The organism is Brevibacillus sp. SKDU10 (assembly GCF_001645205.1).
Taxonomy (GTDB): Bacteria; Bacillota; Bacilli; order Brevibacillales; family Brevibacillaceae; genus Brevibacillus_B; species Brevibacillus_B halotolerans.
Map to the genome: position 1 here is coordinate 38,253 of NZ_LSSO01000204.1, position 15,842 is coordinate 54,094.

The 15,842-nt window shown below is 42.4% G+C and carries 16 protein-coding genes and 1 riboswitch; of the genes, 11 read left to right on the forward strand and 5 right to left on the reverse strand.

Features of this window, described 5'->3' with window-relative positions; genetic code table 11:
- Nucleotides 1-67 precede the first annotated feature (67 nt).
- The 3 genes from AYJ08_RS20870 to AYJ08_RS20885 all read left to right on the forward strand — a co-directional run bounded on the left by AYJ08_RS20870 (nt 68) and on the right by AYJ08_RS20885 (nt 3,524).
- Nucleotides 68-397, forward strand: a complete 330-nt coding sequence (locus AYJ08_RS20870; RefSeq protein WP_064019306.1) for a hypothetical protein — start codon at nt 68-70, stop codon at nt 395-397.
- 199 nt (nt 398-596) lie between these two features.
- Nucleotides 597-800, forward strand: coding sequence for a hypothetical protein (locus AYJ08_RS20875; protein WP_064019307.1), 204 nt, complete (start codon nt 597-599; stop codon nt 798-800).
- A 270-nt stretch (nt 801-1,070) separates the two neighbouring features.
- Nucleotides 1,071-3,524: an AAA family ATPase gene (locus AYJ08_RS20885; RefSeq protein WP_064019309.1), complete on the forward strand. Its 2,454-nt coding sequence runs from the start codon at nt 1,071-1,073 to the stop codon at nt 3,522-3,524.
- A 119-nt stretch (nt 3,525-3,643) separates the two neighbouring features.
- Here the strand turns inward: AYJ08_RS20885 and brnQ are convergent, their stop codons facing one another.
- Nucleotides 3,644-4,993: a branched-chain amino acid transport system II carrier protein gene (brnQ, locus tag AYJ08_RS20890; protein WP_064019310.1), complete on the reverse strand. Its 1,350-nt coding sequence runs from the start codon at nt 4,991-4,993 to the stop codon at nt 3,644-3,646.
- A 263-nt stretch (nt 4,994-5,256) separates the two neighbouring features.
- Between brnQ and AYJ08_RS20895 the strand changes: the two genes are divergently transcribed.
- Nucleotides 5,257-6,312, forward strand: a complete 1,056-nt coding sequence (locus tag AYJ08_RS20895; protein ID WP_064019311.1) for a type III polyketide synthase — start codon at nt 5,257-5,259, stop codon at nt 6,310-6,312.
- A complete protein-coding gene (locus AYJ08_RS20900) occupies nt 6,306-6,878 on the forward strand; it encodes an isoprenylcysteine carboxyl methyltransferase family protein (protein WP_064019312.1) in 573 nt (190 codons plus the stop codon). Before AYJ08_RS20895 ends, AYJ08_RS20900 begins: the two co-directional genes overlap by 7 nt.
- Before the next feature lie 81 nt (nt 6,879-6,959).
- Here the strand turns inward: AYJ08_RS20900 and AYJ08_RS20905 are convergent, their stop codons facing one another.
- The 4 genes from AYJ08_RS20905 to AYJ08_RS20920 are packed head-to-tail and all read right to left on the reverse strand — an operon-like array spanning nt 6,960 to nt 9,978.
- Nucleotides 6,960-7,808: an ABC transporter ATP-binding protein gene (locus AYJ08_RS20905; protein ID WP_231929221.1), complete on the reverse strand. Its 849-nt coding sequence runs from the start codon at nt 7,806-7,808 to the stop codon at nt 6,960-6,962.
- A 45-nt stretch (nt 7,809-7,853) separates the two neighbouring features.
- Nucleotides 7,854-8,624 (reverse strand): ABC transporter permease, encoded by a 771-nt coding sequence (locus AYJ08_RS20910; RefSeq protein WP_064019313.1) that lies wholly within the window; start codon nt 8,622-8,624, stop codon nt 7,854-7,856.
- Nucleotides 8,621-8,917, reverse strand: a complete 297-nt coding sequence (locus AYJ08_RS20915; RefSeq protein WP_031415582.1) for an MTH1187 family thiamine-binding protein — start codon at nt 8,915-8,917, stop codon at nt 8,621-8,623. The genes AYJ08_RS20910 and AYJ08_RS20915 overlap by 4 nt, the downstream gene beginning before the upstream one ends.
- A gap of 32 nt (nt 8,918-8,949) precedes the next feature.
- Nucleotides 8,950-9,978: an ABC transporter substrate-binding protein gene (locus AYJ08_RS20920; RefSeq protein ID WP_064019314.1), complete on the reverse strand. Its 1,029-nt coding sequence runs from the start codon at nt 9,976-9,978 to the stop codon at nt 8,950-8,952.
- Between the two features lie 72 nt (nt 9,979-10,050).
- A riboswitch (TPP riboswitch) is annotated at nt 10,051-10,160 on the reverse strand.
- Nucleotides 10,161-10,402: 242 nt separating this feature from the next.
- Here AYJ08_RS20920 and AYJ08_RS20925 point away from each other — a divergent pair.
- The 6 genes from AYJ08_RS20925 to AYJ08_RS20950 all read left to right on the forward strand — a co-directional run bounded on the left by AYJ08_RS20925 (nt 10,403) and on the right by AYJ08_RS20950 (nt 15,839).
- Complete coding sequence (locus tag AYJ08_RS20925) at nt 10,403-11,710, forward strand: Na+/H+ antiporter family protein (protein ID WP_064019315.1); 1,308 nt, start codon at nt 10,403-10,405, stop codon at nt 11,708-11,710.
- 354 nt (nt 11,711-12,064) lie between these two features.
- On the forward strand, nt 12,065-12,628 hold the full coding sequence (locus AYJ08_RS20930; protein ID WP_064019316.1) for a type VII secretion target: 564 nt from the start codon (nt 12,065-12,067) through the stop codon (nt 12,626-12,628).
- A gap of 286 nt (nt 12,629-12,914) precedes the next feature.
- Nucleotides 12,915-13,667 carry a vWA domain-containing protein gene (locus AYJ08_RS20935; protein ID WP_064019317.1) on the forward strand — a complete coding sequence of 251 codons (753 nt, stop codon included), beginning with the start codon at nt 12,915-12,917 and terminating at the stop codon, nt 13,665-13,667.
- A 16-nt stretch (nt 13,668-13,683) separates the two neighbouring features.
- Nucleotides 13,684-14,568 (forward strand): hypothetical protein, encoded by an 885-nt coding sequence (locus AYJ08_RS20940; RefSeq protein ID WP_064019318.1) that lies wholly within the window; start codon nt 13,684-13,686, stop codon nt 14,566-14,568.
- 27 nt (nt 14,569-14,595) lie between these two features.
- Nucleotides 14,596-15,411, forward strand: coding sequence for a hypothetical protein (locus AYJ08_RS20945; protein WP_064019319.1), 816 nt, complete (start codon nt 14,596-14,598; stop codon nt 15,409-15,411).
- Between the two features lie 14 nt (nt 15,412-15,425).
- Nucleotides 15,426-15,839 (forward strand): hypothetical protein, encoded by a 414-nt coding sequence (locus AYJ08_RS20950; RefSeq protein ID WP_064019320.1) that lies wholly within the window; start codon nt 15,426-15,428, stop codon nt 15,837-15,839.
- Nucleotides 15,840-15,842 lie beyond the last annotated feature (3 nt).

Below are 15,842 nucleotides of genomic sequence, written 5' to 3' on the forward strand. Positions count from 1 at the left end.
ATCCAACTAAGAGTAAGCACCAAGAGAAATCCTTATACAGGGACATCATTGAAGGGATGACGGAGAAATGTTAAAACCATTTGAGCGGTTTACAAGTGAATTGAACTGGCAACAGTTATCATTGTTGCTTGATACAGTCATGTATTTTGAAGATGCTTTAAAATATCTATCCATTCCGAGTCAGTCAGGGGAATCCATTTCTGTACCTTTGCATCCTGAAACATTGCGGTTAATCCTGGAGGAATTTGAGGAAGAGCAGGCGTTTGAGAAAAAAAGTGTAACGTTTGATTTTACCTGGACGAATGAAGAAGAGAGTCAAGGTCTTCTGTACGTTGCTTTGCCATCAGGAAAAGAATTAACGCAACGAACCAATATAAAGGATTTTTCCATGGTATAAAACAGAGAGAGATAGGAAGCCAAGAAAGAGCCGTTGTCCAAACACGTGGACAGCGGCTTTTATCTTTTCCATGAGTGAAATGGCTTATTTCCGGGGGAATGAAGAATGGAACTCATTTCTTTAGATACCAGAGCAAAGATAAGGACAGACTCGTAATGCTTTTTTTAAAGCTGGACAAACTAAGGATGAGGTGATTATCGTGGAAAAAAATTTGAATGTAAACGGAAAAGAGTATCGATTTGCTACGACCTACGATGGAGATTCTCAATATAACGTACAGGTGTGTAGCGGAGAAAAAATCGTCAGCTCATTTAAGATATACGCTGAATCTGAACAGGACGTATTCCCGGCAGCGCTCGCCCATATGGAGTCTGATATCGAAATGGGTAATTTGCAACTATAATACGTAATGCGACATTTCGAGTAGGGACAGACAAGCAGGAGCTAAATAGCGATTGCTTGTTGCTTGCAGAGCAAGTTATGTCTTGTATAGCAACAAGACCCGGAATGAAGGATGAGCCGGGTTTTTTTGCTGTGAGGAAGGAAGCCATTTTTAAAATAGATGGAAGTAAAATCCATAGATATAATGAGCCGATCGGGTTATCCCCTTTCTTTTTAGTTAAAAAAGTGATACAACAAGGAAAGGGAGCAGATAACGGAGGACAAAATAACAATGAATAGAAGAGAAGAGCAAACATTACTAGATAAAATCAAAGAATGGCAAAAGCCAAATGAAAATTCGTTGCATGTAACAGAAGTAGAGGCTATTGTGGCCTTGCAATATATAGAAGAAAAACGCGAGCAACTCCTACATATTCTTACCCAGGATTCTGACGAACAGATAGAGCAAAAACAGATGGTCGGAGTAGAACAGGCCGAGCTTGATCAAGCTGAAGCAACAGTCCTTACTATCCTTGCACAGATACGTTGGAGGAAGACCCAGCAAATTTCGCTGGTGGAGGAATGGTTAAAAAAAGCGAGAAAATTGGACCCAGATAATCAGCAAGCCGCTTCTTTGCAAGCAGAAATGTATCTGCATTCTTTATTGCAATCCTTAAAAGAAACAGCTCAATTTCCTGCTATGCGTGAAACTGACAATGCAGCTACGCGCAAGAAAGTAACAGCTCAATTCGTTTCACAGATTCAAGAGCGTCTTGACGATTTGGTTAATTGGGAGGATATGCTACAGGCAGGTACACAAGCCGCTCAGCTTTCGGCTAATGCCCTCCTTCAGCAAAAATATAAGTCTCTGCGTGAGGGTACCTTGGAGCTAGAGGAAGGATTAATCTTGTTACATAAGGAGGCACAGAAGTATGCCGACTCGGTACAAGGATTATTTTACTCTTCCGAATTGTTGGCTCGACTTCAGCAAGCTAATAAAAATTTGCAGGAGATTGAGCAATCTATTCGCGAACAACTAACTCCTGGACAAGCAGAAGCAGACGTACAGGATCAAATTCCGGCAATAGAACAAATTGATCAATTAGTTGGTTTGGCCGACATGAAAAAAAGGGTAAAGCAACTCGCACAATTTTTACAGTACCAGCGTATTCGTACGGAAAAGGGCTGGGAGTTGGCCGATCCATTAGAATTGCACGCTGTATTAATGGGGAATCCCGGTACGGGGAAAACGACATTAGCTCGCCTGTTAGCCACACTATATCATGAATTAGGCTTATTAGAACGAGCGGAAGTGATAGAAGTCGATCGCTCTCAGCTAGTGGGAGCCTATGTAGGTCAATCAGAGCAAAGAACGATGGAAGTGATTAAGAAAGCGGTGGGCGGTGTTTTATTTATTGATGAAGCCTACAGCTTGAAACGGGCGGAGTCCAGCGATAGTGATTATGGGCAGGTTGTGATTGATACCCTTGTTTCTGCAATGACAAGCGGTGAATATAGCGGCAAGTTCGTATTAATATTAGCAGGCTATCCAGAAGAGATGCGAAACTTTCTGCGGGCAAACCCAGGTTTACGCAGTCGTTTCCCGGAAAGCAATCACTTTACACTGCCTGACTTTACGACAGATGAGTTATTACATGTAGCTGAGCAAGTGGCGGAGCGTAATGATTTCATTCTTCTTCCTGATACAAAGATCTCGATTCAGCAGCGCTTAGAGCGAGAGAGGGTTGATGAAACCTTTGGGAATGCTCGAACGGCCAAAAATATTATTTTAGATGCTATCTTTGCTAAAGGAAGCCATGTAGGCGATACAGAAGCAATGAAGATACCAGATTTTACAATCCTTACACCAGCAGATGTAGAAGCCAATTTATCTGGTAAAGAGGTACAAATCAACACTCTTTCGGCAAAGAAACGTTTGGAGCAAATGATAGGGCTTGCAGAAATGAAAGCTGAATTAACCAAGGTCGCTGCGTTTGTGTCCATTCAGCGTTCACGTCAAAAAAATGGGTTGCCGGCTGTTCCTGTTGAATTGCATGCAGTGTTTACGGGTAACCCAGGAACAGGAAAAACGACGGTAGCACAATTATATGCACAAATATTACAAGAAGTAGGCTATCTCAAGCGAGGGCATCTCGTAACAGTTGGTCGAGCCGATCTTGTGGCAAACTACGTAGGGCAGACAGCAAGTAAGACGAAGCGAAAAATTAAAGAGGCCTTAGGCGGTGTCTTATTTATTGATGAAGCCTATGCGTTGATGTCTACTAGTGAAAATGACTATGGACATGAGGCTATCAATACGTTGGTTGAAGAGATAAGCAAGCATGGGGAAAATTTAGTAGTTGTCCTAGCAGGTTATCCCTACGATATGCAAAAGTTTATTGATAGCAATCCAGGTCTTTCCTCACGTTTTAAAAAATATTTCCGATTCCCGGATTATACAGCCTCCGAGCTTTTATCAATTATTACGCAATTTATTCAGGACAATAGCTATGAGGTAACGGATAATACACAAGAGCGTTTAGCAGAGCAGCTAGGGACGTGGAGTGAACAGGGAAGAATTAAAGGGAACGGGCGATTTGCTAAAAATTTGGTTCAAGAAGCAATGCAGGAGCAGGCCCTACGGTTAGCAGCAGAAGAAAAATCAGATTGGACGAAAGAGGATTTAAGCTTACTCACATGGGAAGATTTTAGTAAGGCTATTGAGCGTGTCATGCCGGCAAAATAATAGAAAAAGACAGGGGGCTGTGAGCCTATCCCTGTCTTTTTTTACTTAGTATATGAGAAGCGAAGACGGATTGGTTCCATCACGATCGCGACAATACGAATTGGAAGAAACAAATTAGATTAATCGGTTTGAGTGGAGGGATTCACGCGATCTTGAGATTTCAATGAACCTACTACAAAACCGATAATCGCACCAATGATGGCGGGAATAACCCAGCCGATACCAACTGAATATAAAGGAAGAATTTGTAGCCATGCGGTAATCTTACCTAAAGCAAAGCCAAAGGCATGCAAACAATCCACTAGACTAATGATTCCAGCAAACACGACACTATATATATATACTTCTTTAAAGCCTTTTATTTGTTTATGAATCAAAGATAAAAGGATCAGTACGATTGCAATTGGATATAGTCCGGCCAATACAGGTACAGAGAAGGAAATGATTTGATTTAAACCCAAGTTAGCAACAATTAAGCTAAATACACACAAAATGCTGATTGAAACCTTATAACTTAGGGCAGGAATAAGGTTGGAGAAGAATTGACCGCACGCTGTAATAAGTCCAATTGAAGTTGTTAAGCAGGCTAAGGTAATAGCTGTACCGAGTAATATAACGCCTCCTTGACCAAACAAATAGGATACAACCGCAGTTAAAATTTGGCCGCCATTTGTTGAGGTGCCTACTATAGAAGAGCTGCCAGCTCCCAAATAGGCTAAAGACATATATACAAGGGCTAGAGCAACTCCAGCAATGGAACCTGCTTTCACTGTAGCCATGGTAATGCTCTTTTTATCCGTAATTCCTCGACTTTGTATAGAAGAAATCACGACAATTCCGAAAACTAAAGCACCCAACGTATCCATAGTTAGATATCCCTCGAGGAATCCTTTAAAAAATGCATTGTTCATGTAAGCTTCTGAAGGTACTGTAAAATCCCCTAATGGCTTAAAAATGCTCCGAACAAACAATATTGCGATAATTAGCAATAATGTGGGTGTTAAGACTTTTCCGATGCGATCGACCAACTTTGTAGGATTCAGACATAACCAGAACGTAATCGACATATAGACAATCGAATAGACAAGCAAAGGTAGATTGCTTCCTTTTATAGAGTCTGACAACAAAGGACTAAGACCAATCTCATAGGCAACGCTAGCTGTTCGTGGAATCCCGAAAAATGGACCAATAGCTAGATAAATGAGAGTGGGGAAAATAATGCCGAATAGCGGATGTACTCGACCTGCAATAACCTTTAAATCACCTGATGTTGTTGCAGTGGCAGCAACTGCTAGGATCGGAAGACCTACTCCGGTTAAAACAAATCCTAAAATGGCTATCCATACGCTTGTCCCAGCGGTTTGTCCTAATAAAGGAGGAAATATCATATTGCCTGCTCCAAAAAATAGAGCAAACAGCATTAATCCAATTGTGACTGTTTCTTTCATTGATAATTGCTTTTGTTTCATAAGGTAGGTAGACTCCTTGCGATAGATTTTCTTATTCAATTAATTTATCACACATTGAAAAAAGCATACGTGTTAAATTTTTTAATAATGTTACCGTTTTGTGAATAAAATCTGTTTTTATTGATAATTCTAACTTTTTTGTTCGAAGGTTTAAACTATTATGAATTGTTTAGACCCGTTTTTCCTGATGTTACCACTTTATTTACATAAGGGAAAGTCTTTGGGAAAGAATAAAAGGAAAACAACGGAAAGTAGGAGAAATGATGCCGCGAATTGTCTCAATCGGCACAGCAAATCCACATTATACTATTACGAAGCAAGAAAGCAAAGAATTCTCGCGCCGGTTCTTTCAAGAGCATTTTTCTGATATCGAACGTCTGTTACAAGTATTTGAATCAGCAGAAATTGAAAATAGAAGCTTCTCAACTCCGCTAGAATGGTTCGAAAAGCCACATGACTGGGCAGAAAAAAATCAATTATACGTGCAGCAGGCACTAGAATTAAGCGTACGTGCAATTGAGCAGTGTTTGGAAAGGGCAGGTGTTACAGCAGATGCGATTGATCATGTGATTATGGTCAGCTCCACTGGGATCGCTGCCCCGAGCTTAGATGCTCTTCTATTCAATCGCTTACCGTTTCGCTCAAATTTGAAAAGAACCCCAGTATGGGGACTGGGATGTGCAGGAGGAGCAGCCGGATTAGCCAGAGGTTTTGCGTTTGCGAAGGCCCATCCATCGGAACGTGTACTTGTCTGTTGCGTTGAGCTGTGCGGCTTAACCTTTGTACATGGAGATCGAAGTAAAAGTAATCTAATCGCTACCAGCTTGTTTGCTGATGGGGCTGCTGCTGTATTGCTGTATGGAGATGAACAAGCAGTATCTGATCATGTACCTGCTATTTTGTCAACACATTCAACTATCTGGCGTGATACGGTTGATGTTATGGGATGGGATGTAAGGGAAGAAGGCTTGCGGGTAGTCTTCTCTAAAGACATTCCGACACTCATAAAAGATAAAATGAAGCCAGAGATGGAGAGCTTCCTGAGAAGAGAAGGAAAGGATTATTGTCGCGTTGATCGAATAATCGCTCATCCAGGGGGAAGTAAGGTTCTGCAAGCCTACGAGCAGGCTTTGCAAGTGCCATCAGATAGATTGCGCCATGCCAAAGAGGTACTACGAGATCATGGGAACATGTCTTCTTGTACCGTCCTCTTTGTGCTAGAAAGAGAGCTGAGAGAAGAACATCAGCCAGGGGAAATAGGATTGCTTTTAGCCCTTGGGCCGGGGTTTTCTTGTGAGCAGGTGTTGCTGGAATGGTAGCAATTTTTTTGCTGGTGATTATGATCGTGATTTACCAACGCTGTATTGAGCTGGTAATAGCAAGAAGAAATGCGCGGTATATAAAGGAAGCAGGGGGTTATGAGGTAGCTGCCGGGCATTACAAGTGGATCGTGAGCTTACATGTTGTTTTTTTTGTCAGTTTGATTGGCGAGGTACTGCTTCATGTATCCGCTGTTTCAATCCCGTTTTATTTTTGGCCGTTTTGCGTATTTTGTCTCGCACAGCTACTAAGAATCTGGAGCATGCGAAGCTTGGGTTATTTTTGGAATACGAGGATCTTTGTATTAGAAGGTAAAAAGCCAGTGGTACATGGCCCGTATCGCTACATCCGGCATCCAAACTATCTGGTCGTATTAATCGAGGGAGGAATGCTTCCCCTTACATTTGGTGCTTGGAAAACAGCAGTAATCTTTACAGTTGCTCAGGCCATCGTATTAAGCGTGCGGATTACAGCAGAGGAGGAAGCATTGCAAAAGGCATATAAATATGAAGCGTGGATGAAGGAAAAAGGAAGATTCATTCCGGTGAGAAAACAAAAAGACTAATGAGGCCTGTCAAAAAATAAAACTCGGCTTATCGCAAATGTGCGTTCATATAGCCGAGTTTTGTTTTGACGCTAATTATGTCTATGAATGACGTAACATCGATAAGATTTGTTCCTTCACAAGGAGAAATTCTGAAGATAGCAGCATTTTTTCCTGACGGGGTCGTTCAAATGGTACAGAAATTATGGCAGCAATTTGAGCTGGTTTTGCTGTGAGCACATAGATTCTATCGGATAAAAAGATAGCTTCATCAATGCTATGTGTTATTAAAAGAACGGAGCGTTTATGCTTTTCCCAAATGGATAACAACCAATTCTGCATGTCAGTACGGCTGAGTGCATCCAAGGCCCCAAAGGGCTCATCCAAGCAGATGAGCTCTTGCCTGCTTAACAAGGCGCGTAAGAAAGCGACTCTTTGCTGCATTCCACCTGAGAGCATGTGGGGATGCGCTTTTTCATATCCGCCTAATCCAACCCGCGGGAGCCATTCACGAGCCAGCTTTAGCGTTTCTTTACGAGGTACACCCTCTATTTCTAAGGCTAATCCCACATTTTCCTCTATTGTGCGCCAGGGAAGTAAGCTAGAGGATTGCGGCATATAGCTAATATGGCCTGTTTTGCCCGTGACCTGCTTGCTCTCAATCGTAATGCTACCGTGTATTGGTGATATAAGACCGCCAATGATATGAAATAGGGTGCTTTTTCCGCTTCCAGACGGCCCGATTAAGGAAACAAACTCTCCTTTTTTTACTTCTAAAGATATCTGCTGAAGTACATCTATAGTGACCCCCGACTCTGTAAAGGAGTGGGAGACTTGTTCAACGACAAGTGCAGAGGGGGGAGAAGACGCAGATGTTGTTGCTGATGTAGACGCTAGATTACGTTCTGTAGTCAAATTCATACGATTAGATGTGTGAATGCCATTACTCACTCTTGCTCACTCCCTTTTTTATTGACCTTATATTGTAGCTACTTGCTAGTCTCGCTCATTCGATTGCCATCGGAGCGCCCAGCGTTCTAAAAAACGAATCAAGCCAAATAGCAAGCAACTGACAATTACAATGAGAAACATGGTGACAAAAACCCGATCAGCACGAAAGGAAGCCTTTGCCATAAGCATATAGACGCCTATCCCTTTTTGCGACCCTAACCATTCAGAAATGACGGCTCCCATAACACTGTAGGTTGCCGAGATTTTTAGTCCAGAAAACATGGAGGCAAGCGAATGAGGCAACTCTAGCTTCCAGAAAATTTGTTGGCGAGTTGCTCCAATCATTAGCATATATCGTTTGATTTGAGGATCGGTTTGCGCCAGTCCTGTCATTGTAGATAAAGTGACGGGAAAAAAGCAGACCAGCGTAATCAAAATCATTTTTGGCAATAACCCAAAGCCAAACCAGATCATCAAGAGAGGAGCTAAAATAATGGTCGGTATGTTTTGGCTTAGGATGAGTAATGGGTACAAGGCAGCCTTCATAGGCGGAGTCACATGCAATAAAAAAGCAAGAATAAGACCAGTTGTACTCCCAATTGCAAAGCCTAATAGGGTGATTTGTAAAGTAGCCCATAGGTGTTGTGTAAGCTGAGGCGCTTGATTCCAGCCTTCTTGGAAAATAACAAGGGGACTTGGTAAAAACCATGCTTCGGGTTTCCAGATAAAAGTCGCAAGCTGCCATATAAAGAGAAACAGGAAGACCGCGAGAACGGGCGGCCATCCTGTTTTATATAGACGACGATTGTTATTCATGGACGGTATTTCTCCGTCAATGCATCCATAGAAGCTAACCCATCAGCGCGGTGATAAATTTTGATTTGGGAGATTACGGACGGGCAACCAGCCTCAACCATGACATCATTCATCTTTTTTACGATAGCAAGCAGTTCTTCCAACTCGCCTTCCATCGTGGTCTCTAACGGGCTAACGAAATATTTTACTCCTGATTGCGAAATGACTTCAATTGCTTTGTCTACAAAGGGAATGACTCCCTCACCTTGAGGGGTGGTAGGGATAATTTGAATGCTAACTAAGGCGTTTGCCATCTGTAATCGCTCCTCTATGTGATATGCCGCGTTTATGATTTTGGTAAAAAGTCATTGGTAAATGCTTTATCTACATCCAGTGGTTTTTCTAATAAGTGATGTTCCACCATCCAGTCGGAGTAGCCTTGCCATACATCGCGTTTCTGTTCTCCCCAACGCGGCGCATCATCCTGATAACGTGGACTTAACCATTTTTGGCTCGCTTTTACCAATTTTTCATCCAAATCGGGAACATGCTTAAGGAGGATGCTAGCCGCTTCTTCCGGATGCTTGCCAGCATATTGATATCCCTTGGAGGTTGCTGCCATGAAGGATTTAACTATCTCTGGCTTTTCTTGAATCATTTTTTCATTCGTAATGAGAACAGGGGTATAATAATCTAGTTTATCCGAATATTTATTAACGTATATCATGTTAATTGGCTCGTTTCGCAGCTCTGCCTCAATGCCCGTCCACGCGTAAAAAATCCAAGCGAAGTCAATATCGCGTTTTACAGCAGTAAAGTAATCTGCTTCGCCTACATTAATCATGTTTAGCTTATTGATATCAGCTTTTTCTAAGCTCATCAGAGATTGTAAAACCGCTTTTTCACTTGGAGCCCCATAGCCTCCGTAGGTTTTACCTTCAAAATCTTTGGGAGACAAAATTTTCTTGCTTACTGGTGAAGCAAAACCAGAAGTATTATGCTGAATGACAGCGGCAAGCGATACGATAGGGACGTTTTGAGTTCGTGCTTGCGTGACGCCCTCCTGATAGCTTACTCCAAATGGAATTTCACCGGTGGCCACCATGGTATCAGCTCCGTTCATGCCAGGCTGAACGATCTCTACATCCAACCCTTGCTCGGCGTAGTAGCCCTTTTCAAGAGCGACATACAATCCGGTGTGATTGGTATTGGGTGTCCAGTCAAGGACGACCTTGCTTTGGGTTTTGGCAGGGGCTGATTCAGGTGTCTTTTTGTCGCTTGGTGTATCCGGTGTAGCAGATTGTCCGCAAGCTGTTAAAGCGAACACGAGCAATCCAGAAAGTAAAGTAGCAGGTAATCGTTTACTAGTTCTCATAAATCCCGAAACCTCCATGTTGTTTGGTAGACAACAAAAAAACGCAACCTGTCTTGGAAGCGTTCATGTAAGAAGATATCAGAAGCTTACTTCCCTACGCTGGCATTATCCAGATCAGGTTATGGGTCAGTATTAAAGGAATACACTCTCAGCCGGCCAATTCCAGCTCCCCGAAGCGTTTTGCAGTTGTTATCGTTACTGCCATCATATACTCAATTGGAACGTTTGTCTATAAAGAATACAATTCAATGATTGATCCTGTTCGTTTTGATCATTGTGAAAAAATTCGGCGTTTTACTTAGGCCGCCTTGAATGATTTTGAGAAGGAGATGCGCTCTATTTCGAGCTACAAAAGCGCTTGTCACAAACACTTTACTGTGTTATAACTTTAGTTAGCTAATATACTAAAGCGCAGGTGAACGTTATGCTATTATTTAATGGAGTTATACTTTCGGTGATCGTAATTGTTATACTGTCGCTGTTGCGATTAAATGTCATTTTTGGCTTGATCGCCGCTTCCATAACCGCAGGGCTGGTTGCCGGTGGTTCAATAACTGACACGATCCAGATGATGGTGCAGGGGATGAGCGGACAGTTAGAAACAGCGCTCAGTTATATTTTGCTTGGGATGTTTGCTGTGATGATCGCTAAGTCTGATATTACAGCCTTATTAGTAAAAAAACTATTGGTGGTATTGCGTGGAAAACGTGGTATTTTACTGATGTCCATTGCTACAGCAGCCTGTTTGTCGCAAAATGCAGTACCTGTGCATATTGCCTTTATACCCATTCTAATCCCACCCTTGTTGACTTTGTTTACTAAAATGCAAATTGATCGGCGTGCTGTAGCTTGTGCCTTAACATTTGGCTTGCAAGCACCCTATATTATGCTTCCAGCGGGCTTTGGCCTGATCTATCATCAGATTGTTGTATCTGAAATGGGGAAGGCTGGTATGTCAATTGCAGTAACCGATTTTCCAAAAGCGATGCTTATTCCAGGGATTGGTATGATTGTAGGGTTATTGGTGGCACTATTCATTAGCTATCGTAAACCTAGAACGTACCAAATTATCGCTACGGATACTGACCAGGATAACGAGAAGAAAGAATTACGTTTTACAAAACAACATGCGTTCACCCTCGTAGCCATTCTCTTAGCATTAACCGTGCAATTATTGACGAAATCACTCATTATTGGTTCGCTTACAGGAATTGTTTGTTTATTTATTTTCCGAGTGGTACCGTGGAATTTGGGGGACGAGGTGGTGCAGCGCGGTGTTGCTATGATGGGATTTATCGCCTTTGTTATCCTCCTTGCCTCTGGCTATGCTACTGTGTTGAAAGAGACAGGAGCTGTTCAGCAGCTAGTAGCTTCTGGAGTGGAATATTTCGGTCAAAATCGTTTTTTAGCTAGTGTGATTATGCTATTGATCGGTTTAGTGATCACCATAGGAATAGGTTCTTCATTTGGTACGGTCCCAATTATTGCTGCTATTTTTGTGCCGCTTTGTGCTGGACTTGGCTTCTCTGTACTTGCGACAGCGGCGTTAATTGGTACAGCGGGAGCTTTGGGGGATGCAGGATCACCAGCTTCCGATAGCACGCTAGGGCCTACCTCAGGATTGAATGCAGATGGGCAACATCATCATATCTGGGATACATGCGTACCTACATTTCTTCATTATAATATACCCTTGTTTATATTTGGACTGCTAGCTTCCTTTACTCTGTAATTCTCATCATGGTAGTAGCCACGTTACGTGGAAAGATAAAAACAACCATGCTACAATTACAAGCTCTTGACGTATTTATAAATCATGTCGAGAATAGAAAAAAATGATAGTGAGTCTTTTTCAGTGAAAAAGACTTTTTTTGTATCTATCTACCTATACGTAACGAAAAAAACAGGACCAATTACTCTAGTATGAAGTTCCTGGTTCTGTAAATCTAAAAAGATAGGGAAACTCCCTGAATTTGTTCCAAAAATCTTGTTTAAGTAAGCATCATGATTCATTTCCAAGGTCACGAGTAATGAAATTTCGTACTACCTGTTAGAACGAGTATGAGTAAATCAGAGGGGATAAGAGATGTCGCGAATACTGGTACATCCGCATCTGTTGCAAGAATTGGGTCACGAATACAAACGAGCTGCACAGGAGTGGAATGAAATAGAAGGACGTTTGCATCATGCAATGGAAGGTCTTAGCTGGGAAATTAGGCATCACACACAGCTAGAGGATAATTGGCGTGCTGTCCGTGCCTTAATGGAGCAACTGCAAGCACACTCCAACGATTTAGCTAAGCGTCTCGTCGAATCTGCGGAACGCTTTCAACAAGTTGATAGAGAAAGTGCAGAGCGATTAACGATGACAATAGAGCAGGTTCGACATCAATTGAGAGAGCAGGGAGCTGTACTGGGATTAACAAGCTCTTCACGCTTTTTTCCTCAGCAGGATATGCAACGTCATTTAGCTACATTGGGTACCACGGAAAAGCTGCCAATGGCACGTTTTCAATTTGTCCGTGAAAATATACAATTTCTTGATACTTCTATACATGATGGATATAGCGAGGATACAAATGAAGATGATCAGGTTCAGCCTTCTGTATCTGGATTGGTTAAAGTAAGTGAAAAAATTCCGAGGTCCTAAAGCGATTGTTCTGCTAGGGAGGAAGGTGAGTTTTTTGACCTTTACACCAGTAAGGTTACGCAGGCATTTTAGCTGAGGGAATGCTTATCTGTCCTGTAGTAGCAATCAGAGCCGTTAGGAAAGTAGTGTAAGTAATGATCAAAAGGGGGGATTCTCCTCGGGAATCGTTGAAAGAAGGGAACAGATGAAACCTTTCACCTTCAAATTCCAAATGATACCACGGTGGCTTAAAATCAAGCTGCTTCTACCGTGGTTCTCTGCAACAGGAGCATAAGGAGAGTCGATTATGAGCTATGAGTTGCCAGCGACCCATCGAACCCCTGCGCTTATCATTTACCTGATTGATGTGAGTGGTTCCATGTGTCTGCCTATGGGAGATAAACGCAGGATTGATGTGGTGATGGAAGCATTATCCGCTGCCATTCGACAGATGATTTTTCGTTCTACAAAGGGAACTCGGATGTCCCCACGCTATCGCATCGCAATTTTAGCATACAGCGATGAAGTATATGATTTATTGGATGGAATTCGAGGAATAGATGAGGTAGCCCGTTTGGGGAAGCTGCCCGAAATAAGTCCGCGTAGATTGACAGATATGGCGAAAGCATTTAAACAAGTTGAAAAATTATTGCTAGAAGAGCTCCCGTTTCTGCAAGATTCTCCGGCCCCTTTGATCTGTCACATGACAGATGGTGCTGCGACTGGTGAAGATCCGGAGCCCATTGTCAAACGAATTATGCAAATGGCTGTTCCTGATGGACATGTGCTTGTTGAAAACATTTTTATTTCCGAAGAGCTGCACGATCAAGAGCTTGTCGATGTGAAGCGCTGGGACGGAATCATGGCAGATACAATTTTAAGAGATGAACATGCCAATAGGCTGCGTTCCATGTCCTCTGTCTTACCGGAGAGCTATCGTGAGATGATGAGTGAGTCCATGTATCAATTAAAAAAGGGTGCCTTGCTTATGTTTCCGGCTACCAGTCCAGAATTGGTGTCTTTAGGGTTTCAAATGTCGGCAGCAACCCCGGTCCGTTAAAGACAGGTGATGCAATGTGAAACAAGCCTATCGTTATAAAAACATACATCAACACACAGAGCAGTCTGTAACAAGAGAAGAGGAACAATTTGTCTGGAGATATGCGTACGCCCGGGCTTTGGAAACGCAACATTCTCAGGAGAAGGGGCAGGATTATCTTACGTTTGCCAGAAACGAGCAATCTTTTTTATTTGCATTGTGTGATGGCGTATCTCTCTCTTACTGTGGGGAGCTTGCGGCCAAAATGCTAGGGGACGGGCTACTAGATTGGCTTGCTTCCGATCTCTTTGAGAAAGAGGAGCGGGAGGAGTTCCTCCTACAACAGTTGGATATACATCTACAATCGTTAACCACTGTAACTAGTAGAATCATAGTTAATCATCCGATACCTTCAAGTATTACAGGCTTGCTACGTGATGTACTAGAATCGAAGCGGACACATGGAAGTGAAGCCATGTACATTTGCGGACGCATTGATCTACCCTCGCATTCCTTTCCTAATGGAAGAATCCTGTTCGCTTGGCAGGGGGATTTACGGTTACGATTATTTAGCCAAGAGCATGAAATAACGGAATGCATACAAGGAACATTTAATACACAAGAGCGCTGGTCAACGTTACATGGACCTGTGGGAGGAAAGCCTCATTTATTTCAATCCAGTTTAGCTGGACAACATCGCTTTACACGAATGATAGCCTATACAGATGGCTTAGCCACATTAGATAAATGCTATCCGCTCCCGACAGACAACGAGCTACAGTCCATGATTCTTCAAGCGGGTGACAGTCCGCTTAGTGATGATATAGCGTTAATGGATGTTAGCTGGAATCAGACAGACTCGTTTATCCCATACGATAAGGCGGGACACAAAAGAGAGTGGTTCGCTTGGCTTACGCGATAAAATCAATAGCATTGTAAGGAGGCTAGTATGAAAAATCCGATTGAAACTATTTCAATCACGGATAAACAGCTATACTTTTTAGCATGCCTAACTGGTGCTGATCAAGTACTAGGTATAGCAGAGCCTTATGCTGGGTATCTAACAGAAGACTTGCAAGAGGAATGGGACCTAATAAAGACAGAGCTATTACACAAAGGGTATATTTTTGAGGATGAGACAGGCTTGTACATAGATGAGATGGTAAATTCCCTTGTAGCTCCGTGCGGACATGCCACAACGTGCTGTTATTTTCGTTACACTGATAAACATAGAGAAGCGTATGAGGGGTATTTTCATTTTGACCGGGAAGTTGTAGTTGAGAAAATAGCAGCATTAGGCGGTAAAAATGTATATGAGCTACGAGCCTTAGGTGAACCCTTAGAAGCCAGTAAAACAATGTGTAACAGAATCAGAAAAAACGCTGAGGAAAAAGTAGTAGTTCCCTCTATTGAACTACCAAATGCCATTTTTCAACAGATTAGAGGAATGGTAGAAACCGCCTCTATTGATGAGATTTGTGCCACCTTAATGGATTATCAGTGCCATCAGAATGCAGCAGAGGCTTTTGCTCAGTCCTTAAAAGCTCAATGGTGCGAGGGACAACTAATTACAATGTCATGGCATCAAAATGAATGGAGCTTAAATGGCATGACGTTTCTGACCTCTAGTATTGCCAATTGGCTGATTCGTTTATTTGTGAAGGAACGAGAGGATTGGGTATGCATTTCTCCCAGCTCTCATATGGAAATGGATGAGGTTTTGCAGGAAATCATTTTAGAAAAGCTGGTCGCTCAGACGATCTAAAAAATGGTGAAGAAATGGACAAAATCATTGTGACAATTGTAACAAATGCTGATAAAAGTAAGTGGCCGGACTTTGAATTACCGACTCATTTCCCTTGTCAAATGATTGCCGAAAGGGTCTCTCGCATGATAAAGGCCAGTGTTCCTCATAGGGGGACTGATGCAAGATATCTGCTAGAAATGAAAGTGGGAGAACATGAATGGAAAATCCTTTCGTCGCAATCCACACTGTTTGAGTTAGGTGTCAAGTCCGGGGCATATTTGAGAGTACAGCGTAGCTTTTCTACTGGTGGGGAAATCCAAACAATTGAAGGTTGGCGCTCTTTATATCAACAACAATTATCTGAAGCTGGGCATGTACATACTGCGAATGAGAAAAAAGACAAAAACAAGAGCGAGCTAAAAGGGTATGTGTGGAAAACCTTATAAACG